General features: G+C 60.5%; 23 protein-coding genes and 1 riboswitch. Of the genes, 20 read left to right on the plus strand and 3 right to left on the minus strand.

Annotated features, from left to right (window positions below; all coding sequences use genetic code 11):
* Nucleotides 1-166 precede the first annotated feature (166 nt).
* The 6 genes from GSF27_RS16085 to GSF27_RS16110 all read left to right on the plus strand — a co-directional run bounded on the left by GSF27_RS16085 (nucleotide 167) and on the right by GSF27_RS16110 (nucleotide 5,150).
* On the plus strand, nucleotides 167-895 hold the full coding sequence (locus tag GSF27_RS16085; RefSeq protein ID WP_160971040.1) for a hypothetical protein: 729 nt from the start codon (nucleotides 167-169) through the stop codon (nucleotides 893-895).
* The gene (locus tag GSF27_RS16090; protein ID WP_237457608.1) at nucleotides 892-1,356 is read left to right on the plus strand and encodes a group II truncated hemoglobin; all 465 of its coding nucleotides are present in this window, start codon (nucleotides 892-894) and stop codon (nucleotides 1,354-1,356) included. Before GSF27_RS16085 ends, GSF27_RS16090 begins: the two co-directional genes overlap by 4 nt.
* A 22-nt stretch (nucleotides 1,357-1,378) precedes the next feature.
* Nucleotides 1,379-2,002 (plus strand): hypothetical protein, encoded by a 624-nt coding sequence (locus tag GSF27_RS16095; RefSeq protein ID WP_160971042.1) that lies wholly within the window; start codon nucleotides 1,379-1,381, stop codon nucleotides 2,000-2,002.
* Between the two features lie 186 nt (nucleotides 2,003-2,188).
* Entirely contained in the window at nucleotides 2,189-3,562 is a 1,374-nt protein-coding gene (locus GSF27_RS16100; RefSeq protein WP_160971044.1) for an SRPBCC family protein, read from the plus strand.
* Nucleotides 3,563-3,768: 206 nt separating this feature from the next.
* The gene (locus tag GSF27_RS16105; protein ID WP_160971046.1) at nucleotides 3,769-4,236 is read left to right on the plus strand and encodes a hypothetical protein; all 468 of its coding nucleotides are present in this window, start codon (nucleotides 3,769-3,771) and stop codon (nucleotides 4,234-4,236) included.
* Between the two features lie 80 nt (nucleotides 4,237-4,316).
* Nucleotides 4,317-5,150, plus strand: coding sequence for a TauD/TfdA family dioxygenase (locus GSF27_RS16110; protein ID WP_160971048.1), 834 nt, complete (start codon nucleotides 4,317-4,319; stop codon nucleotides 5,148-5,150).
* Here GSF27_RS16110 and GSF27_RS16115 read toward each other — a convergent pair.
* Nucleotides 5,143-6,012 carry an AraC family transcriptional regulator gene (locus GSF27_RS16115; protein WP_160971050.1) on the minus strand — a complete coding sequence of 290 codons (870 nt, stop codon included), beginning with the start codon at nucleotides 6,010-6,012 and terminating at the stop codon, nucleotides 5,143-5,145. The two genes, GSF27_RS16110 and GSF27_RS16115, sit on opposite strands and share 8 nt — an antisense overlap.
* A gap of 277 nt (nucleotides 6,013-6,289) precedes the next feature.
* Here GSF27_RS16115 and GSF27_RS16120 point away from each other — a divergent pair, with 277 nt between their 5' ends.
* The gene (locus tag GSF27_RS16120) at nucleotides 6,290-6,592 is read left to right on the plus strand and encodes a hypothetical protein (protein ID WP_160971052.1); all 303 of its coding nucleotides are present in this window, start codon (nucleotides 6,290-6,292) and stop codon (nucleotides 6,590-6,592) included.
* Nucleotides 6,593-6,709: 117 nt separating this feature from the next.
* Nucleotides 6,710-7,270: a CBS domain-containing protein gene (locus tag GSF27_RS16125; protein WP_160971054.1), complete on the plus strand. Its 561-nt coding sequence runs from the start codon at nucleotides 6,710-6,712 to the stop codon at nucleotides 7,268-7,270.
* A gap of 24 nt (nucleotides 7,271-7,294) precedes the next feature.
* On the opposite strand, the gene GSF27_RS16130 is transcribed toward GSF27_RS16125, so the two are convergent.
* Nucleotides 7,295-7,855, minus strand: a complete 561-nt coding sequence (locus GSF27_RS16130; RefSeq protein WP_160971056.1) for a phosphoribosyltransferase family protein — start codon at nucleotides 7,853-7,855, stop codon at nucleotides 7,295-7,297.
* A 206-nt stretch (nucleotides 7,856-8,061) separates the two neighbouring features.
* Here GSF27_RS16130 and GSF27_RS16135 point away from each other — a divergent pair, with 206 nt between their 5' ends.
* The 12 genes from GSF27_RS16135 (at nucleotide 8,062) to rhlB (ending at nucleotide 19,183) form a co-directional block, all read left to right on the plus strand.
* Nucleotides 8,062-8,784 carry a thermostable hemolysin gene (locus GSF27_RS16135; protein WP_160971058.1) on the plus strand — a complete coding sequence of 241 codons (723 nt, stop codon included), beginning with the start codon at nucleotides 8,062-8,064 and terminating at the stop codon, nucleotides 8,782-8,784.
* Nucleotides 8,784-10,316, plus strand: coding sequence for an AMP-binding protein (locus tag GSF27_RS16140; protein ID WP_160971060.1), 1,533 nt, complete (start codon nucleotides 8,784-8,786; stop codon nucleotides 10,314-10,316). Before GSF27_RS16135 ends, GSF27_RS16140 begins: the two co-directional genes overlap by 1 nt.
* Before the next feature lie 11 nt (nucleotides 10,317-10,327).
* Nucleotides 10,328-11,002 (plus strand): TenA family transcriptional regulator, encoded by a 675-nt coding sequence (locus GSF27_RS16145; protein WP_160971062.1) that lies wholly within the window; start codon nucleotides 10,328-10,330, stop codon nucleotides 11,000-11,002.
* A gap of 36 nt (nucleotides 11,003-11,038) precedes the next feature.
* A complete protein-coding gene (locus tag GSF27_RS16150; protein WP_160971064.1) occupies nucleotides 11,039-11,827 on the plus strand; it encodes an SDR family oxidoreductase in 789 nt (262 codons plus the stop codon).
* 67 nt (nucleotides 11,828-11,894) lie between these two features.
* Nucleotides 11,895-12,551: a hypothetical protein gene (locus tag GSF27_RS16155; protein ID WP_160971066.1), complete on the plus strand. Its 657-nt coding sequence runs from the start codon at nucleotides 11,895-11,897 to the stop codon at nucleotides 12,549-12,551.
* 37 nt (nucleotides 12,552-12,588) lie between these two features.
* Nucleotides 12,589-13,254, plus strand: a complete 666-nt coding sequence (locus GSF27_RS16160) for a response regulator transcription factor (protein WP_160971068.1) — start codon at nucleotides 12,589-12,591, stop codon at nucleotides 13,252-13,254.
* Between the two features lie 15 nt (nucleotides 13,255-13,269).
* A complete protein-coding gene (locus GSF27_RS16165; protein ID WP_160971070.1) occupies nucleotides 13,270-14,619 on the plus strand; it encodes a HAMP domain-containing sensor histidine kinase in 1,350 nt (449 codons plus the stop codon).
* A gap of 12 nt (nucleotides 14,620-14,631) precedes the next feature.
* A complete protein-coding gene (locus GSF27_RS16170) occupies nucleotides 14,632-14,958 on the plus strand; it encodes a cupredoxin domain-containing protein (protein WP_160971112.1) in 327 nt (108 codons plus the stop codon).
* Between the two features lie 18 nt (nucleotides 14,959-14,976).
* Entirely contained in the window at nucleotides 14,977-15,762 is a 786-nt protein-coding gene (locus GSF27_RS16175) for an FTR1 family protein (protein ID WP_160971072.1), read from the plus strand.
* On the plus strand, nucleotides 15,755-16,492 hold the full coding sequence (locus tag GSF27_RS16180) for a hypothetical protein (protein WP_160971074.1): 738 nt from the start codon (nucleotides 15,755-15,757) through the stop codon (nucleotides 16,490-16,492). Before GSF27_RS16175 ends, GSF27_RS16180 begins: the two co-directional genes overlap by 8 nt.
* A gap of 111 nt (nucleotides 16,493-16,603) precedes the next feature.
* A riboswitch (cobalamin riboswitch) is annotated at nucleotides 16,604-16,736 on the plus strand.
* 152 nt (nucleotides 16,737-16,888) lie between these two features.
* Nucleotides 16,889-17,500: a cob(I)yrinic acid a,c-diamide adenosyltransferase gene (cobO, locus tag GSF27_RS16185; RefSeq protein WP_160971076.1), complete on the plus strand. Its 612-nt coding sequence runs from the start codon at nucleotides 16,889-16,891 to the stop codon at nucleotides 17,498-17,500.
* Nucleotides 17,501-17,626: 126 nt separating this feature from the next.
* The gene (gene rhlB / locus GSF27_RS16190) at nucleotides 17,627-19,183 is read left to right on the plus strand and encodes an ATP-dependent RNA helicase RhlB (RefSeq protein WP_160971078.1); all 1,557 of its coding nucleotides are present in this window, start codon (nucleotides 17,627-17,629) and stop codon (nucleotides 19,181-19,183) included.
* A gap of 105 nt (nucleotides 19,184-19,288) precedes the next feature.
* Here rhlB and GSF27_RS16195 read toward each other — a convergent pair whose 3' ends face one another.
* Nucleotides 19,289-19,978, minus strand: coding sequence for a TetR/AcrR family transcriptional regulator (locus GSF27_RS16195; RefSeq protein WP_237457610.1), 690 nt, complete (start codon nucleotides 19,976-19,978; stop codon nucleotides 19,289-19,291).
* Nucleotides 19,979-20,104 lie beyond the last annotated feature (126 nt).

The raw sequence follows: 20,104 nt of genomic DNA on the forward strand, positions 1-20,104 counted from the left end.
TCCCCTTTGCCCCAATTGTGGGGATTGGCACAGCCCTGGTCACGGGTAACGAAGGGGCGCCATTTCTAACCGACTGAATTGCTTCAGGTTTATTTTTACATCCCGGGAAAAGTGCTGGAGCGAATTTTGCTCCGCTTGTCTGGTAAGCACAGCGAAAGAGCCAGACATGTCCACTATCTACCAGAGCAGCCCGGCCCCGGGTTCCACCGCCAGCTTCAGCAACCTGCCCTGGGGCGAGCGCCTGCAGCAGGCCGGCAGCAGCCGTCACGCCGCCATCCGCGAGGCATTCGCATCCGAGCCCTTCCTGCTCACCTCCCTGATGGGACCGGTGGACGGTCCCGAGTGGCCGTCAGACCCGGCGTGGTTGGCGCTGGAGGTGGACGGCTGCGGCGCCATTCTTTCCGACGGGCTCTCTGACCCCTGGGTAGAGAAGGACCGGCTGGCCACGGGCCTCGGGTTGGAAGTGATGGTGCGCAGCCCGGAAATTGCCCCGGTTGAGGGGGAGCTACTGACGCTGGCGGACAGCTGGATCTTCCCCATGACCGCCGAGATCAGTCACACCCTGGCCAGCTACCCGCGCCTTTGCAGTCGTTTGCTGGCGGGTGAGCCGCTCTCCATGCGTTTCAACATTGAGCACATCAAGGATGGGCGCGGCCTGGCCGGTGCGCTGTTGCACCAGCCACGGGACCTGCCCGGTGGTGTGAAGAGGCTGCCCACGGCGGGTGGCGACGTAACCCTGATCGTGGCCACGCTGTTAACCCGGGAGGAGCTGCGCTGGCTTGGCGGGCGCGGCGAAGAGGGTCGCCGCCGCTTGCTGGAAAGCCTGTATGCAGGGGGTGTGGGATCACGCTCGCTGGCCGAACGCGATTCTGTCTGCCTGGAGGAGGCCGCATGAGCACTGACCTTCCAATGACTGACCTGCCACTGTACGGCTCCGGCGACTCCACCTATCAGTCGGTGGGCGGGCTGGAGGGCATCACCCAATTGGTGGATCGCTTTTACGACCTGATGGAGAGCCTGCCGGAAGCCAAAGCCCTGCGAGAAATGCACCCACAGGATTTGACCGGTTCGCGGCAGAAGCTGGTCTACTTCCTCTCCGGCTGGATGGGTGGCCCCAAACTGTTTGCCGAGCACTTCGGTTCCATCAGCTTGCCGGTGGCTCACGCACACTTGCCCGTGGATAGGGACAGCAAGGCCATGTGGCTGCACTGCATGGCCACGGCGCTGGAGCAGCTGGGTTACCCGCTGGAGCTGCGCGACTATCTTGTGGCGAAGTTTGAAACACCGGCAGAGAGCATTCGCCTGATGGCCGAGTTTGAGCAGGGCAAAAAGCAGCAGCCGGGCACCGGGCTGTGATAAACACGCCGGAGGCAGCCCTATGATGCGCATCCTGGTAACCCGCGAGCTGGCCAAGGCGCTGGGTCGACATGTCAGGCCGGCCCGTAACGGTGATGCCGATTTGCTCTGGCGTGCCGACCTGAAGATCATCGGGATGGAAGCCTGCGTGGTGCTGCAGGAGCAGCAGACCGGCTACATCCTGTTGTTGTGCGGTCTTAACGCGGATCAGTTCGCCCACTTTCCGCAGTTGTTGCAGGATCGCTTCTGGCGCGAGCTGGCCTCCATCTGCCAGCAGGCCGGCTTGCATGACAAGGCGACGCTGATCGAATCGTTGCAGGCCATCGCCGCAGAGCAGCACTACCAGCTGGACCCGGAGCCGCCGGAAGAGGGCAAGATTATCAGCGTGATGGAGAAGCTGGAGCGCCGTGTGCTGCACGATAACCTGTCCCTGCCGGTGGATGGCCGCTCGGCCTTCGATTTCGGTTTCCTGATCAATACCCGTCTCTCCAAACAGGCGGCGCAGAATGGTGATTCCAACGCTGCCGAGGGGCTGGGCAACCTCTGCCTGAACCTGATTGAGATGCGGCAGGAGGAGGAAAACCTCTCACCAGTAGTCTCTATTGACGACAATGTGGTGAGTGTGGATTTCAGTCGTCGCGGCTGAGAGTCAGTCGTGAAAACCCGCCTGTTGTTTCGCAATCCTGCGCATGCTTTCGTTTTCCTGATGCTAAATCCCATGGTCGGGGCGGATCGCATTTACACCCTCACAGTGCACTTTTAGAGTCCTCTTTACGGTGACTGTGTCTGCGGCTTCCAGCGGGCACGAATAACAATAATGAGGACCTGAATCATGCAAGCTGCACAACCGCAAGGATTGATCGACGACCTGCGCAGGGAGAAGAGCGTAGGGATGCAGGAGGCGGGCTTTGACCGCAGCAACCTGTCGGTCTCCACTGACCGCTATGTCTCCCGGGAATACGCTGAGCGCGAGCGGGAGATGATCTGGATGAAAACCTGGCAGGCGGTGGGACGTGAGGACCAGATCCCCAATGCCGGCGACTGGAAAGAGTACCGGCTCTTTGATCAGTCCTTCCTGGTGGTGCGTGGCAGCGACCAGCGGGTGCGTGGGTTTGTGAACGCCTGTCCCCACCGGGGCAATGTATTGTGCACGGAAAAGCATGGCAGCAACGCGCGCTTTACTTGCCCTTACCACCACTGGTCCTTTGCCCTGGATGGCAAGCTGGTGGGGGTGGGGCGGCCGGACCTGGTGGGCCCTATCGACAAGAGCCAGCACGGTCTGGTGCAGGTTTCCGTCGACACCTTCGGCGGTTTTATTTTCCTCAATCCCGATCCCGACGCGCAGCCACTGCGTGAGTATCTGGGTGAAGATGTGGTGCAGTTCCTGGAGCCTTACCACCTGGAAAAGCTGTCACCGGTAATGGACGTGCGTGAGGCGCTGGACTGCAACTGGAAGGTGGTGGTGGATGCCTTCCAGGAGGGTTACCACATTGATGGTATCCATCCCGAATTACTGGCGGTGATTGTGATCGACCCGTCCCGTACCCGTTATAACTTCCCCAGCCATCACAACCTGGCGGTGGCGCCGTTTGATGTGAAGCACGCCAATGATCCCGACTTCAGCGCCAACCGGGAGGTGGAGGCGATTCGTGCCTTGCCCGGAACCTTTCCCGGTGTGGCGGCGATCCTGCCGAAGTTTGAAGAGCTGGCGGCAGCCTATCAGGATGCGCAGGGCGAGTTCACTTTCCCGGGCGGAGTTTCCGGTCGCTCACTGTTGCAGCAAGCCACCCGCGAGACGCTGACCGCCAGCGGTCTGGACGTGAGCGGCCTCACCGACGCCCAGATGAGCGATAACCATGGCTATCTGTTATTCCCCAATTTTTTTATGACAGTGCGCGCCGGTGAGTGCCACATTATCCTGCCGACCCCTCATCCGGATGGCGATCCCAATCGCTGTATCTGGCATGTCACCAGCTACATGTGGCTGCCGCCGGGACTGGAAGAGTTTCGCGCGGAGTTGGTGGAAGTCACCGAACCTGGCACCTATCCTTATTTCCTGGCGTTGCAGCAGGATTACGAGCAGATGCCACGCCAGCAAAATGGCTTGCGCAATGCGCTGCTGAAAGAGCTGACCCTGGCGCAGGAGGAGGTGTGCGTGGCCCATTTTCACTCGGTGGTGGACAAGTTTATGGCCGGTGAGGCCTGACCAGGTTGCCGCACAGACTTTAGCTGCGAAGTATTTAAAACTGTAAAGCTGTGCGAATGCCGCTACCCGCCGGAGCCCCGGCGCGGTATGTTTGATAGCCGGCTGTTCGACTGCCGCCTGATTGCGGCGGGTCGAACGGCCACGTGACAAAAATAATAAGGCGCGTCTGTACAGAACCGTGCAGCCAGCGCGCACAGGAGTTCACAATGTCTCTACCCCTGCAGGACGTTAACGACGTCATTGGTAACTACACCGGTAAATCCCGCATTATTCTCGACTACTGCCAGATCATGACTGACATGATGGCAGAGGCCAAACAACCCGGCTTTTCCGAAGACAGCTGGGCGCCGCTGGCGGCCTTGTGTGACACGAAAAATTTCAGCCGTATCGGTAACTTCAAGGAGGAGATGACCTGGGAGAGCTATATCGGTTTTCTTACTCCCTGGGCCATGTCGTCCGAATGGGAGTGCTCTTTCAAGCGCATTACCGAATCCGGCAACACGGTATTCCTGGAGCTGGAAGAGCGCACTGTTATGGGAGGCCATAGCAGTACGGTGAACTCCATGTCGGTTTACGAATTCAACGCCGCCGGCAAGATTGAACACATCGATATCTACCTGCAGATGGAACTGCCGGATCCGGCCATGCTCAAAAATTATGATGGCGTGTTGTAAAACTGATTGATTGGGGCCCGTGACCCGCACACCGTCAGGTGCTTGCGGGGCGCCGGTCGTTGCGTTGTGGAGTAAACACTATGACTGCTGTACTGAAACCTGAATTTGACGTGGTTGATATCAATCCCAAAATTGGCTGCCGCGTCCTCGCCAGTAAAGAGACGCTGGTCAGCGGTAAATACGCGGGCCGGATTCGCGAACTGCTGGAGCAGCGCGGTGTGCTGGTCTTTCCCGGGGTGCACATGAGCGATCCCGAGCAGGTGGCATTTACCAGGACCCTTGGTGAATTCTCACCGGAAATTTTTGGCGATGAGATATACAAGGTCACCCTCGATACCGACGAGAACGCCCGCGCCGATTACCTGAAAGGGGCTTTCTACTGGCACATCGACGGCACCATGTCGGATGTGCCGATCCTGGCTTCCATCCTGTCGGCCAAGGTACTGCCGAAAGAGGGGGGTAATACGGAGTTCTGCAACACTTACGCTGCATACGACGCTTTACCCGAGGAGAAAAAACAGGAGATTGAAGGCCTGGAAGTACTCCACTCCTTTGCCGCGTCCCAGTTCTACCACAATCCGGAACCGACGGCTGCGAAGCTGGAAGAGTGGATCAATATGGGCAACAAGGTGCTGCCACTGGTGTGGGAACATCGCTCCGGGCGCAAGTCACTGGTGCTGGGCAACACCGCCGAGCGGGTGCTGAATGTCGATCCCATTACCAGTGCCCGGCTGCTGCACGGCCTGCGGGATTGGTGCACCAGCGAACCCTTCTTCTACAGCCACCACTGGGAACCCGGCGATATGGTGATGTGGGATAACACCGGCACCATGCACCGTGCTACCTATTACGATCCCGCCAGCGGTCGCATGATGCACCGCACCAAACTGGAAGGTGAAGAGCCGGTTATCTGATCTTGCCCTGACCGCAATCCCGGGCCTGACGGCGGAACTCGGTAGGGGTTTTGCCGGTCAGTCGACGGAAAGCGGTAGAGAAGTAGGCGGCGCTTTTAAAGCCGAGTTGGCAGGCCACCTCTTCGCAACTGTAGTGGTCGTTGCTCAGCAGCGCTTTGGCGGTTTTCAGGCGTTCGGCGGTAATGTATTTATGAATCTGCCAGCCGGTGGCGGCCTTGAAGGCGCGCGCCAGGTGCCCCTCACTGATATTGCAGAGTGCGGCCAGCTGGGCGAGGCTGGGATAGCCTTCCTGTGGCGATGACTCAATCCGTTCCTGTACGCGGCGCAACTGCCATGGCGCCAGACCCACACCATCACGCCCCCGGTTGCCCTTGCGTTGCAGTTGGCGCATATAACGGGCCAGCTCAACCAGGATCATATTGGAGACGGACTCAATAAGGATTTCGCTGCCAAATCCAGGCTGTTCAATCTCGGCGTGAATCTCCTGCATCAGGGTTTCCAGCCGCTGGTTGCGCATAAATACCAGCGCGTTGGTGTATTTCTCCCACTGTTCGGCGGGTATTTGGGTGGTCGCCTCGAAGTAGTCCTCGTCGTAGATACAGTTCAGTACCCGCAACGGCTGCTCCATGGGGTAAAGCCGAATCGGCAGCCCGGGTGGCAGCAGGCCAACGGCGTGTACCCGAGGCATCACTTCCGGCGTGGATAGCTTGCCAATACGCAGTGGGGAGTGGTTGTCCGATAACCTTTGGCTGAGGTTGTAGCCACGGTAGGCGGGGGTGTCCTCGACCCCATCCCAGCTAACGGTGTGCACCAGGACGGAGACGCGGGGGGTGGCAACGATCTGTTCGGTAATCTGTTCCATGGGGATATCGTTATTATCTCTACCTGCAGAGTTTTCACTAACTAGGCCATAGCAGGGATGGGCTCGTCAATGTGGCACCGCAACTGGGGGTAGATTGGACATTATTATGGCCTCTTCGGAAATGCCGGCTGGCACAGAACAAATGTTCTCAGCTGGTGCGTGACAGGAGGGGAACTAAGGTGCTATCTAATGTCTATAGAGGTAAGCGGTGCATAAGTGGGTAGCCGGCGACTGATCCGGCTCACCTGCGATCCGCTCCCCAACCCAAGGTGACACAATGCTTCGTATTCTGGTCTATTTGAGTTTGCTGGTTGCATCAGGCGTTTGCCTGGGCAATGGCCTCAATGCGCCCGATACGGACTCCCAGTGGTCTGCGATTACCGCGCTTGAGAGTAACTCTCTAGATGGTGAAGGTGATAGTACTGACCCGGGCACCGATGAAGAGAGCCAGGCCTGGCTAACCCCGGCTGCGCTCCCCACTTTCCCCCTTTCCGCCATTGCACCGATAGCCACTGACGCCATTGCAGCGGTTGTTATCGCTTCGGTTACTCCCCCTATTCGCGCTCCCCCTGCTGCCTGATTTCGATTTGTGAACTTGTGTTAGCCATGGCGGGCTGCCGTGCGGCCTGCCATCCAAAAAAATCGAAGCGCGTGATGCCTGACCCATACTGCGGCGGGATCACGAGGAGTAAGGCAAATGAAAAAGTTAACTCTCTATCCCGTATCCCGTATTGATCAATTGGCCCAGCCCGAGGCGCCTGTGCAGCTCAACCTGGAGAGCCCCGCGCTGGAGTTCTTTACCGATTTCAGTCGCTCCGAGCCCCTGGTGATCGACGACAGCGCCAGTGCGGTTGAAGCCCGGGAGATGATGATCAAGACCCATGTGAGGCTGAAGCTGGTGGTCAGCACCGGTGGTGATTTTGCCGGCGTTATCAGCGCCGATGACCTCTCCGAGCAGAATATCCTGCAGCGTGCCATTGCCATGCGCGCCAATCGCGGGGACCTCAGGGTGAGGGACCTGATGACGCCCAAGGAGGAGTTGCTGGCCCTGAGTATTGATGAGGTGAGCCGGGTCAGTATTGGCGATGTTGTGGCCATGCTGAAGGACAACCATCAGCAGCACTGCCTGGTGCTGGATCCTGCCACGCACAAGATACGTGGCATCTTCTCCGCCAGTGATATCTCCCGCAAACTGAAACTGCGTATCGATATCCGTGACCAGTCCAACTTCTACAAGGTGTTTGCGGCTATCGGCTGAACAAGGCACTAACCGCAGCGGCGGTTAGTGGCCGTACTCCTCCAGCAGTGCTGCCAGGCCCGGCTTGTGCCGGGCCAGTTCTGCTCTGTCCAAACCATCCATTTCGTGGGGAAACACCAGCCACTGGTCGGTCTCGTGCAGGTAGTAGTCGGGATTCGCCGGGGTCTGGTTGTTAGCGGGTTTGAACCAGGGGGTGGCGATGCGGATATCCACCGCGGGCTTGTCACTGCACAGCTGCCGCAGCCGCTGCACCACGGCCTGGACGCTGAGACCGGTGTCGTAGACGTCGTCCACCAGCAACAGCGCACTGTCGGGCTGCATGCGCTCCACCAGGTAGTTGAGGCCAAATACCTGCACCTCCCGGTCGCGGGTGCCAATGCCGGTATAGCTGGCGGTACGGATGGCGATGTGATCGCAGTCGTGACCGCAATAGCCCAGGATCTCCTGCACCGCGATACCCACCGGCGTGCCGCCCCGCCAGACACCGACAATAAAATCGGGCCGGAAACCGCTGTTGTAGATCTCCAGTCCCAATCGGAACGAGTCCTGCAGCAACGCCTCGGCGCTGATGTAATGCTTTTCCACCTGCTGTTTTCCCCTGCTGAGGCTCTCTTAGGGGGCCTATTGTGTGACAGGCGGGGCGGAATCTCCAAACCCTGGAAAGGCGCCTTAATTGCGCCCTGAGTCACAAATTTACACCTGCCGGCCTACCTTAAGTTTGTCTTAAGTTTGCCTGCCTACTCTGACCATCAAGGAGATCTCCCCGACCTTTACAGCACAGGAGCTGAACCATGGTTGCGATGACAGAGAGCGGACAAACAGCCCGGATGCCCGAGGGCCGCCCAGCGGCGGCCCCCCAGGCGCTGCCGGACTTTGTGCTGCACGATGCCGACAGCCCACAGCGTCAGCAGTGTGAGCACTACATCACCAGCCAGTACAGCACGGTTTACGGTGCCCGCCTCAAGGCCTTCCTGCCGCAACTGTTGAGTATGAGCCGCGATGGCGAACTGCAGGCCTGTGTGGGGCTGCGCGCCGGAGCGGAGACGCCCCTGTTCCTGGAGCACTACCTGGATATGCCGGTGGAGCAGGCCATTGCCGCAGTTTGCCGGCGTCCGGTCAATCGCCACTCCATCGTTGAGATCGGCAACCTGGTCTCCACCCAGGGCGGCGGCAGCCTGCTGCTGTTTCTGTTGATGGCGGAGTCCCTGGAGAAGGCCGGCTTTCAATGGCTGGTATTCACCGCCACCCCCCAGGTGGAGAAGCTGGTGAAGCGGCTGGGGGTGGAGCCCTGTTTTATCGCCTCCGCGGATGGCGAGCGACTCGGAGCACAGTTACAGGACTGGGGCAGTTACTACCGCAGTCGCCCCAATGTGATGGCGGTGAATATCACCTCGGCGCTGCAGGCGGTGCGGGAGCACGAGCTGCTGGGCCGGATTCTGGAGCAACACGGCGCCAGCAGTGATCGCCTGGGACGCGAATTGCGTCCGGTGCGCTGGCAGGAGGCTCACGCCTGATGACACTGCACAACCAGCAGCTATTGGCAGAGCGTTTGCGAGCCGTTATCGCCTGGGTGGGTGCCGACGCCATTGCCCTGCAGCAGGGTGAGGAGCAGGTGAGCTACGGCCAGCTGCTGCAGCGGGTGACGGAACTGAGTCACTGGCTGCAAAAGCAGCCGGTGCAGGTGGTGGCCATATTGAGTGACAACTGCCCCGAGTGGGTGGTGGTGGATCTTGCCTGCCAGATGGCGGGCAAGGTGTGTTTGCCGGTACCGGGATTCTTTTCCGCCCAGCAGCGCGGCCACTGCCTGTCGGCGGCGGACTTGCTGGTCTGTGACAGCAGGATGCCGGACGACGTGGCAGCTATCTGTGCTGTAACCGTGGATTCCCCCCTCAGCAGCCTGACGGTATGGCGGTTGGCCCTGGTCAGCAGTGCCGATACGGACATGCCCCAGGGTACCGGCAAGGTGACCTTTACCTCCGGCTCCACCGGACAGCCCAAGGGTGTCTGCCTCAGCAGCGCCCAGCAGTGGCAGGTGGCGCAGTCATTGGCACAGGTGATTGGCCTGCAGCGCCCGCGGCACCTCTGCCTGCTGCCACTGGCGACCCTGCTGGAGAACATTGCCGGTATCTACGTGCCGCTGCTGTGCGGCGGTACGGTGCTGCTGCCAACACTGGCGGAGCGGGGTATGAGCGGCAGTTCCGGCCTGCAGTTGCCGCAGTTGTTGCAGTGCCTGCAGCAGCTGCAGCCCACCAGCCTGATTCTGTTGCCGCAGTTGCTGGCCGCACTGGTGTCGGCGGTCCTGCAGGGGTGGCAATTGCCCGCATCGCTGCGCTTCCTGGCGGTGGGGGGCGGCAAAGTAGCGGCAGAACTGCTGCTGCAGGCCCGTTCGCTGGGTATGCCGGTTTACGAGGGCTACGGCCTCTCCGAGTGCGCTTCGGTGGTGGCCCTCAATACACCGGCGGCGGATCGCCCCGGCAGTGTGGGACAGTCGCTGCCTCACTGCGAGGTGCAGGTCCGCGACGGCGAAGTAATTGTCTCCGGCAGTGTCTTTCTTGGTTACTGGGGCGAGCCCGCGAGCTGGTATCCCCGGCAGGTGGCTACCGGCGACCTGGGCGAACGGGATGGGGCCGGTTGGCTCACCATCGACGGCCGCCGCAAGAACCTGATCATCAGCAGTTTTGGCCGCAACATCAGTCCCGAGTGGGTGGAGAGCGCCTGTCAGGCCCGCCCGCTGCTGAGCCAGTGTGTGGTGGCCGGTGAAGCGCGCCCCTGGCTGGTGGCACTGTTGTCGGCACCAGAGTCGGTGACGGATCAACAGATTGACCAGTGGTTACAGCAGGTGAACCGGGAGTTGCCGGATTATGCCCGGGTACAGCGCTGGCTGCGCCTGCCGCAGTCCGCCTGGGCGGGCTACCTGACCGCCAATGGCCGCCCGCGTCGTGAGCAGCTGCTGGCTGACTATGAACAACAACTCTGCGCCCTGTACGGCGCGGACCACAACCTGAGCAGTCTGCGGGCGCCAGCGCCCCGGGCCATCAATCACTAAGGTGGTGAAACATGAATTTTTATCAGCGTTTGCAGTTGGAAACGGAACAGGAGCGCAAGCAGCTGTGGCAGCACACGCCCCTGATCGGCCGTGCCTTCAACGGTGATATCAGCCTGGATGAGTATGTCGCCTATCTGGCGCAGGCGTACCATCACGTCAAACACACCACGCCGTTCCTGATGGCTACCGGCGCCCGGGTGCCCATGGAGCAGGAGTGGCTGCGTACCGCCATTGCCGAATACATTGAGGAAGAGGTGGGACATCAGGAGTGGATCCTGAACGACATCGCAGCCTGTGGCTTCGACAAGGAGAAGGTGCGTCACGCGCGCCCCAACTTCTCTACAGAGCTGTGGATCGCCTATGCCTACGACACCATTAACCGGGTCAACCCCCTGGGCTTTTTTGGTTCGGTACAGGTTCTGGAGGGCACCAGTATCCAGATGGCGGACTCGGCGGCAGAGCGCATCCAGCAGTCGCTGGGTTTGCCGGACCAGGCCTTTACCTACCTGCGCTCCCACGGGGCGCTGGACCAGGAGCATATCTGCTTTTTTGAGAGCCTCATGAACCGCATCACCGATGCTGGCGACCAGGAGCAGATCATTCACAGCGCCCGCTGCTTTTACCAGCTCTACCGCAATATCCTGATGGAAGTGGATGCGGGGCAGGCGCTCTCCTGGGCCGCATAAGTGGCGCTGTGATTAACTGAATTGGAAAACTGAAACGTGAAACTGGAAGGTAAACGAGTTCTGCTTACCGGCGCCACCGGTGGGCTGGGTGAGGCAATGGCGCGGCAGTTGGCCGCGGCCGGGGCGCGGCTGATTCTCACTGGTCGCAACCAGGAGAAATTACAGGCGCTGAAACAGCAGTTGGCGGGTGGTCCGCACACCACGGTGGTGGTGGACCTGCACAACGCCGGACAGCGACAACGCCTGGTGGATGCGGTCAGCGAGACCGGCATTGATATTCTGCTCAACAACGCCGGCATCAACTACCTGCAGTTGTTTGCCGATGCCCCGGAAGAGGATGTCGCCCTGCAGCTGGAGATGAACCTGCTGGTGCCCATGCAACTGACACGGGCGTTGTTGCCGGTGTTGCAGGCGCAGCCCGAAGCGTTGATTATCAACGTCGGCTCGATCCTGGGCAGTATCGGCTTTGCCGGTTCGGTGGCTTACAGTGCCAGCAAGTTTGGCCTGCGGGGCTTCTCCGAAGCGCTGCGACGGGAGCTGGCGGACACGACCGTGGGGGTGCTCTATTTTGCGCCCCGCGCCACGGCCACTCCCATCCACACCGATCGCATGGTGCAGATGAACGAGTCGCTGGGCACGTCGGTGGACAAACCCGATTATGTTGCGCAACAGTTGCTGCGCTGCATAGCCGGCAAGCGGCCCCACAACCATTACCTGGGGTGGCCGGAGAAGCTGTTTGTCCGACTTAACGGCCTGCTGCCGACGCTGGTGGACAAGTCGCTGTTCAAACAATTGCCGGTGATTAAACAGTTCGCCGGCCAATAACAACGACCGGAATATCCGGACCCGCAGTGAATGACTGTGGCAGAGAGACAGAGAGGAGCAACCTGTGATGAACAGACAGTTTCGTAAAGTGGTACAGGCCGGTGCGCTGGTGTGGATGCTGGCCCTGGGCCAGTCGGTGCTGGCTGATGGCGCTGACGCCGCGCTGACCCTGCAGCAGCAGTGGGAGAAAGCCCGCTACCAGATGGAGGGTGATGCCCAGTTACAGGCCTATGAGCAGCTGATGGCGCAGGCGGAGAAGGACAAGGCCGCCTACCCTGACAGCGCCGATGTGTTCGCCTGGAGCGGTATCATCAAAGCCACCTACGCCGGTGCCAAGGGCGGGCTGGGTGCACTCAAGTACGCCAAAAGCTCCAAAAGTGATCTGGAAACCGCGCTCGGCCTGAACGAGGCGGTGATGGATGGCGGCGCCCACAATACCCTGGGCACCCTCTATTACAAGGTGCCCGGCTGGCCTGTGGGTTTTGGTGATAGCGACAAAGCCAAAGAGCAGCTGCAGCGTTCCCTGGCGCTCAATCCCAAAGGCATCGACAGCAACTATTTCTACGGTGAGTTCCTGCGTGACCAGGGGGATTACCAGGGCGCCTGGCAATATTACGAGAAAGCTCTGGCGGCACCACCCCGTCCTGCGCGGCCACTGGCTGACAGCGGTCGCCGCGGCGAAGTAGAGGACGCTATGGAGGCGATCCGCACCGAGCTCGATTAAGATGGGAGCTTGATGGAAGTGTTGGTGAGGATGCCGGGTGAATTTGCTGTTGGTTGAGGATGACGCCACGCTGTCGGCGGCCCTGGTGAGGGCGCTGCGCAGTGAGGGCTTCAGTGTGAACGATGTGGATTGCGGTCGCCTGGCGCTGGAGGCTGTCGCCACTGCGCCACCGGACCTGGTGGTGCTGGACCTGGGCCTGCCGGATATGGATGGCGTCAGCGTGTTGCGCCAATTGCGGCAGCGGCAAGCCAGCCTGCCGGTGTTGATCCTCACCGCCCGTGACGGCGTGGAGGACAAGGTGGCGGCGCTCGACCTGGGCGCCGACGATTACCTCGCCAAACCGTTCGAGATGGCCGAGCTGCTGGCTCGCCTGCGGGTGTTGGCGCGGCGACTGGGCACCGCCAGCAGCAGTCAGGTGCAGGTGGGGCCGGTGAGCCTCGACACTGCCAGCCATCAGGTCACCAGCGATGGAGAGCTGCTGTCCCTGTCGCGGCGCGAGTACATGTTGCTGCTGGCGCTGATGGAGAACAGCGGCCGTGTACTGACCAAGGATGCACTGGAGCACAAGCTCTACGGCTGGGGGGAAGAGGTGGCCAGTAATGCCATCGAAGTGCACATCAGTAACCTGCGCAAGAAACTGCCACCACAATTTATCCAGACCATCCGTGGTGTGGGATACACTGTGGCTAAAGCCCCGGTCTGACAGCGGCAGGTACTCTTGGCATCCATCCGCAGTTTTCTCGTAATTGTCCTTCTCTCCACCATCTGCCTGGTGAACTTCGCCGCGGCCATTAATGGCTATCGCAGCAGCCTGCGCGAGGCTGACTCCCTGTTGCACAAGCAGTTGCAGGAGACCGCCCAGCTTCTGGAAGGAACGTTGCTGGACGGCGCCGCCGATTATGCCAACACCGAGCTGGCCAGCACTTCGGAGCACGCCTGGTTCCAGATCTGGCAGCAGCAGCGCTTGCGGCTGCGTTCACCACTGGCACCCGGACCCGATTTTGCGTTGCAGGATGCCGGGTTCCATCGCCTCAGTTTTAACGGTCACAGCTGGATGGTGCTGGTGCATCCGGCACACCACGATACTGCGGGGCAGCGGGTAATTGTGGTGGCGCAGCGGGCCGATATTTACCAGGGGTTGATGGAGCGCATGCTGCTGGAATCGATCCTGCCCATTGTGTGGGTGCTACCACTGCTGGGTCTGGTGATCTGGATGATCGTGGGTTTCGGCCTGCGTCCGCTCAACCGGCTGGCGCGCCTGCTGCGCTCACGTCGAGGCGGAGACTTTACGCCCTTGCAACTGCACGGTTGCCCGGAGGAGCTGGATGAAGTGGTGCGTTCCACCAACACCCTGCTGGCGGAACTGGCGCGGGCTTTTGAACGCGAACAGCGCTTCGCTGCCGATGCTGCTCACGAGTTACGCACGCCGCTGGCAGCGTTGAAAGTGAACCTGCACAACCTCGCGCAAGAAGGGCGAATCCCCGGGGACGACATCAAGCCATTGATGGACAGTACCGAGCGCATGGGACACGCGATTGAGCAGCTGCTGGCGCTCTACCGCCTGGCGCCGGGGGAGGGCAGCCTGCCAGTGCAGCTGCTGGATCTGGCGGCGCTGGCCCGCGAAGTGGTGGCCGACAGCTACCCGCAGTGGGAGGCGCGTCAGCAGCAGGTGGAGCTGGATGCCCGGACGGCCAATGTGCGTGGCGACCGTTTTGCCTTGCAAACCCTGCTGCGCAATTTGCTGGATAACGCCATTAAATACACCCCAGAGGGCGGACAGATCCAGTTGCAGATAAAAGCATCCAGCGCCGGCGTTGAGGTGCGGCTGGAGGATTCTGGCCCCGGTATTCCGGAGGACGCCAGGTTGCGGGTTTTCGACCGGTTTTATCGTCTGGGCGGCGATCGCCATGCCTCCAAAACCATCGGCAGCGGGTTGGGTCTCTCCATCGTCGATCATATTGTCAGGCTGCATCACGGCACCATCGAACTGGGGCATTCCGCCGCGCTGGGTGGGTTACAGGTGCGGGTCTGGCTGCCCGTTTTACCGGCCGCCGGGGCCGGGGAGTAGAGTCTGGTGAGTATGGCGAAACAGGTTTTATGGGTGTTGGGAGTGTGGCTGGCGGGCACGGCGGTGGCGCAGGCGGCGCCTGTGGTGGAGCTGGAGATACGCAATCACCTGTTCTATCCGGCGGAGCTGGTGGTGCCGGCCAATACCAAGGTCAAGTTACTGGTTATTAACCACGATGCCACGCCGGAGGAGTTTGAAAGTTACGAGCTCAATCGGGAGAAGGTGATTATGGGTAACAGCAAGGCGGTGATTTTTATCGGCCCGCTGGCACCCGGTGAATACCCCTTCTTTGGTGAGTTCAACATGAATACCGCGCAGGGCAAGGTCATTGCGCAATAACGGCGGACTGTCAGCAAGATGTTACTGAATGCCATCATCATAGTTTTGCGCGAAACACTGGAAGCCGGTGTGCTGATCAGTGTGCTGCTGAGTGTGGCCCGGCACCAGCAGCTGGCGCGCGGGGCGGTGGTGCAGGGACTGCTGCTGGGGGTGGCCGGTGCCATGATCTATGCCGTCAATCTGCAAACCGTGTCGGAGTGGTTTGATTACGCCGGCCAGGAAGTGATTAACGCGGCCATGCAGTACCTGATCTACGCTTGCCTGCTGCTGGTGTGCCTCTCCATTGGCCGCGCGCCACTGTTGCCGGGGCTCGCCCTGCAGCGTTTGCTGCGGTTGGTGGTGATGCTGGCGGTGATACGCGAAGGGGCCGAGATCCTGCTGTTCTATTCCAGTTACTGGCATCGCAGTGATGTGCTGTTGCGGGTTCTAACCAGTGGCTTTATGGGGCTGATGATCGGCTTCAGCGTGGGGGCACTCTGTTACTACACCCTGATCAATTTGCCACTGATGTGGGCCGGTCGCGTGCAGCGGGTGGTGCTGACCTTTATGGCCGCCGGTATGGTGGCACAGGCCACACAGCTGCTGTTGCAGGTGGACTGGCTGCCGGGAGGTGCGCCCCTGTGGGACATGTCGGCCTGGCTGCCCGAGTCCTCGCTGCTGGGCGAGCTGGCTTACGCCACCCTGGGCTACGAGGCGGCGCCGACGCCGGTAGAGGTGGGCCTGTACGTGGGTGCGCTGTTATTGATACCTGTTGCTTACGCCATCGCGCGTAAGTGGCGAACCGGAAACCTGCTGCATGATTGAGAGTGGCTTTATCTCCCGCTGGATGGTTGCGGGTGCTGTGCTGGGCAGTCTGCTGCCGGCTGCCGTAGTCCGCGCCGATGGTCTCTACGTGGACCAGGTCTACGATCCCTATGTGCAACCCATGGAGAAGGAGTTTGAGTATCTGGGTGTCTACCCGGTGGACGACAACCATGAGCTGGATGGAGCGCAGATGCATTTGCTGTCGGCCGGCATGTCACTGAACGATCGTTGGTACGCAGAACTGGGCGTGGAAGGTGAGGCTGGTGAAGCGGGCGCGGGTTTTGAGTGGAGTGCTGCCGAAGCCGAAGTGAAGTGGCAGCTGACAGAGCAGGGTGAGTATGCCTTCGACTGGGGCCTGTTGTTTGAACTGGAGGTGGAGCGGGAGATGCACGCCCGGGAGTTCTCCACCAGTGTGATTGTGTTGCGCGAGTGGCAGCGCTGGGTGGGTACGCTCAACGCCGGACTGGTCTATGAGTGGGGCAACGACATTAACAACGAGTGGGAGACCCAGCTGGCCTCCCAGTTGCGTTATCGCTGGAGCCGCGCCCTGGAGCCGGCACTGGAGCTCTACCTGGCAGAAAACTCCCGCTCCCTGGGGCCGGTGCTGACCGGTCGCGTTCGCTTCGGTGGCGGCCGCTCCCTGCGTTGGGAGACCGGTGTGCTGCTGGGGCTGGATGGTGAAACCCCCGATACCAATTGGAAGCTGTTGCTGGAATACGAGTTTTACTGAGTTCCACCGCTTCTCCTCATGGGCCTGCAGTGCCCTCGTCATCTTCCGCATACCCGCTGACTTATTGCCCAACCCGCGGCGGCTAAATTGACTTGGCCGCGGTGCATCACTAAAGTGCAGGTCCGGTTTGTTTACCGAGTTTTGTGTCTGGGAAGTCCGGTGGGATACCGGCGCTGCCCCCGCAACGGTGTGTGGACAGAGTATGTTCACAAGCCCGATACCAGACGGTGAAACCGGGTCGATCCTGCGGAGGGCGGGATTGTCGTCAGTTAATGACTCCCTGAATAGCCGCAGTCCATGCACTGCCGCTTATGCCCTCCCTGTAACGCGCACATTGGCTGCGCTCCCCAATCCCGCCTGGTAATACCGGCGAGTAACTGCGACGGAGACTGAATTATGTCTGCAGACGACAGGAAGAATGACAAGCACAAGGCCGCCATGCAGAAGCAGAAGGCCAAGGTGGACGCCCGTATTGAGCAGGCGGCCACGGAACGCGGTGTGGCGGTCCTGCTGACCGGCAACGGCAAAGGCAAGTCCAGCTCCGCTTTCGGTATGGTGCTGCGTGCACTGGGCTATGGCCAGAAGGTGGGCGTGGTGCAGTTTATCAAGGGCCAGCAACTCTCCGGTGAGGAGATCTACCTGCGTGATCACTGCCCACAGGTAGCCTTCTACCAGATGGGTACCGGGTTTACCTGGAACACCCAGGATCGCAGTGGCGACATCGCCGCCGCCGAAGCCACCTGGGAGAAAGCGCTGCCCATGCTGCAGGATCCCTCCTTTGACCTGGTGGTACTTGATGAGATGACCTATATGCTGGCCTACAAGTACCTGGACGAAGAGAAGGTACTGGATGCCATCCGCAATCGTCCGCCGGAGCAGAGTGTGGTGGTCACGGGTCGCGGTGGCGGCTCGGCGCTGCAGGAGATTATGGATACCGTCTCCGAGGTTAAAGAGGTGAAACACGCTTTCAAGGCCGGTGTAAAAGCCCGCCAGGGCGTGGATTTCTGACGCCGGCTTCCCCGGCAGCCCCTGCGGAGCAGCATGCCCGGGGGTGGCCGCATGCCGGAGGCTGGGGTGGCGGCAGGAAAAGTGGTATACTGGTTCGAATTTGACCAATCCGAATGAGTACACACCTTGATAGGTAACCTGTTTCGCAAAAAATCCGGCGCCGAAGCGCCGGTAGCCACCTCTTCCAAGTCGGCCTCTTCCAAACCGGCCTCCGCCAGATCCGCGGGTCACGCCAAATCCGGCAAGCCCGCCCAGGAAGCCGCGGCTGCCAAAGCCCATCACCCCCGTGAAGGCAACAAAAAACGTACCCGCAAGCGTCGTCCGGCCAAGCCGGCAGCGGCCGCCCCCTGGTCCCTGGATGAGTTCAAGGTACCCGAGGTGGAGGACAAGACCCGCTTCCACGATCTCGACCTGCCGCTGGAGCTGATGCACGCCATTGCCGACCTCGGCTTTGAGTATTGCTCGCCAATCCAGGCGCAATCACTGCCCCATACCCTCAACGGCCACGATATGGTGGGTAAGGCGCAGACCGGTACCGGCAAGACGGCGGCCTTCCTGGTCTCCATCATCGACGATCTGCTGCGCCATCCCATTGAGGGCGAGCGCTACGCCGGTGAGGCCCGTACTTTGATTATTGCGCCTACCCGTGAGCTGGTTATCCAGATTGCTGACGATGCCAAGCTGCTGACCAAGTACACCGACCTCAAGGTGCACACCCTGGTGGGTGGTATGGACTACGGCAAGCAGCAGAAGCACCTGCAGGAGTCGCTGGTGGATATCCTGGTGGCAACGCCGGGGCGTCTGCTGGACTTCTGTGGTAACGGCGATGTCTACCTCGATCAGGTTGAAGTGATGGTGATCGACGAGGCTGACCGTATGCTGGACATGGGCTTTATCCCCCAGGTCAAACGCATCATCCGCCAGACACCGAAAAAGACCCACCGCCAGACCCTGCTCTTCTCGGCCACCTTTACCGACGACGTAATGCACCTGGCGGAGCAGTGGACTGATGAGCCGCGCCGGATCGAGATCGAGCCCGAGAGTGTGGCCACCGATCGCGTAACCCAGCACGTCTACCTGGCTTCCACCGATGAGAAGTACACGCTGCTCTACAACATCCTGCAGCAGCCGGATGTGGATAGCCTGATTGTGTTTGCCAACCGTCGCGACGAGTGTCGTCGCCTGCACGAGAAATTGCAGCGCCACGGCTTCAGTGCCGGTCTGCTGTCCGGTGAAATCGCCCAGAACAAGCGGGTGAAAACCCTGGATGGCTTTAAGTCCGGTGAATTGAAAGTGCTGGTAGCCACCGACGTGGCCGGTCGTGGTATCCACATTGACGGCATTAGCCACGTGGTGAACTACACCCTGCCGGAAGAGCCGGAAGATTACGTGCACCGTATCGGTCGTACCGGTCGTGCCGGCAAAACCGGTACTTCCATCAGCTTTGCCTGTGAAGATGACGCCTTCCGCCTGATGCCAATCCAGGAGCTGGTGGGCAGCCACCTGCGCTGTGAGCAGCCACCACTGGAACTGCTGACAGAGACACCGCCCATGGGCCCGCGCCTGCGTTCTGCGGACGATGACGATAATCGTGATCGTGGCCGTGATCGTGGTCCCCGTCGCAGCAATTCCTCCCGCGGCGGTCGCGGCGGTTCCTCCGGTCAGCGCAGTCGTCGCTCCTGACAGTTCACGGCGGTCATCGGTCGATGGCCGCCGTATCTCCGGTTTCCCTTCTCTTACCTGATGGCTATTGCCGGCAGTGATGCACTGCGGCGGTAAGGCGTTGTATCAGCGATCGCACACCTGGCGGAAGCCGGCGGCAATAAACGGAATCATGCGGTCGTAGGCGGCCTGGAAATCATCCGAGCGGCACAGACCGCCCGACATCTTGTCGATACGGCCGGTGTTGGCAAAGGTCAGGGACATGGCGCCGGACATGTAGTGATAGCACCAGTAGAGGTCGGCATCGTCGGCTTTGGGCAGGGCCTGACGCAGGGCATCGATAAACACATCCACCAGGTCGTTATAGTGCTTGCTCATCAGCACCGGTCCCCAGACTGCCGAGTTATTGACGTAGGCCAGCAGGGCGCAATAGTTGCGCCAGCCCTCGTCGTCACTCTCCTGGGCCACCTCCAGTGGTCGCAGGAAGGCTTCAATAATCTTCTCCACAGCGATCACGTCCGGGGCTGAGGCCTGGCGGGCATTCTCCAGTGCCGTCAGGCGCTCCTGGTTAAGAATCTCGGCGCGGCGCTTGAATACGGTGTCGAACAGCTGTTGCTTGGGGCCGAAGTAGTAATTGATCAGGGCCACATCGACACCGGCGGCGTTGGCCAGTGTGCGCAGGGTGACCCCGTCATAACCGTGCAGGGCAAACAGCTCTTCGGCGGCATTAAGAATACGCTCACCCCGTTCCGACGTCTCTTTATCGGAACTGCGAGGGCGCCCTACCTTTGTGGTTTTTTTGGGGCACATTGTCATTGTGTTCACTGAATACTCGTCGATCGATTCTACGGAAACCTTGACAATTCAACAAGCGATGAATTTTAATGCGAGGCAGACTGCAGCCCCTGTGCCGGACTTCTGTGCCTGCTGTCCGGGGCCGCC

Source organism: Pseudomaricurvus sp. HS19, assembly GCF_009857815.1.
Classification (GTDB): domain Bacteria; phylum Pseudomonadota; class Gammaproteobacteria; order Pseudomonadales; family Cellvibrionaceae; genus Pseudomaricurvus.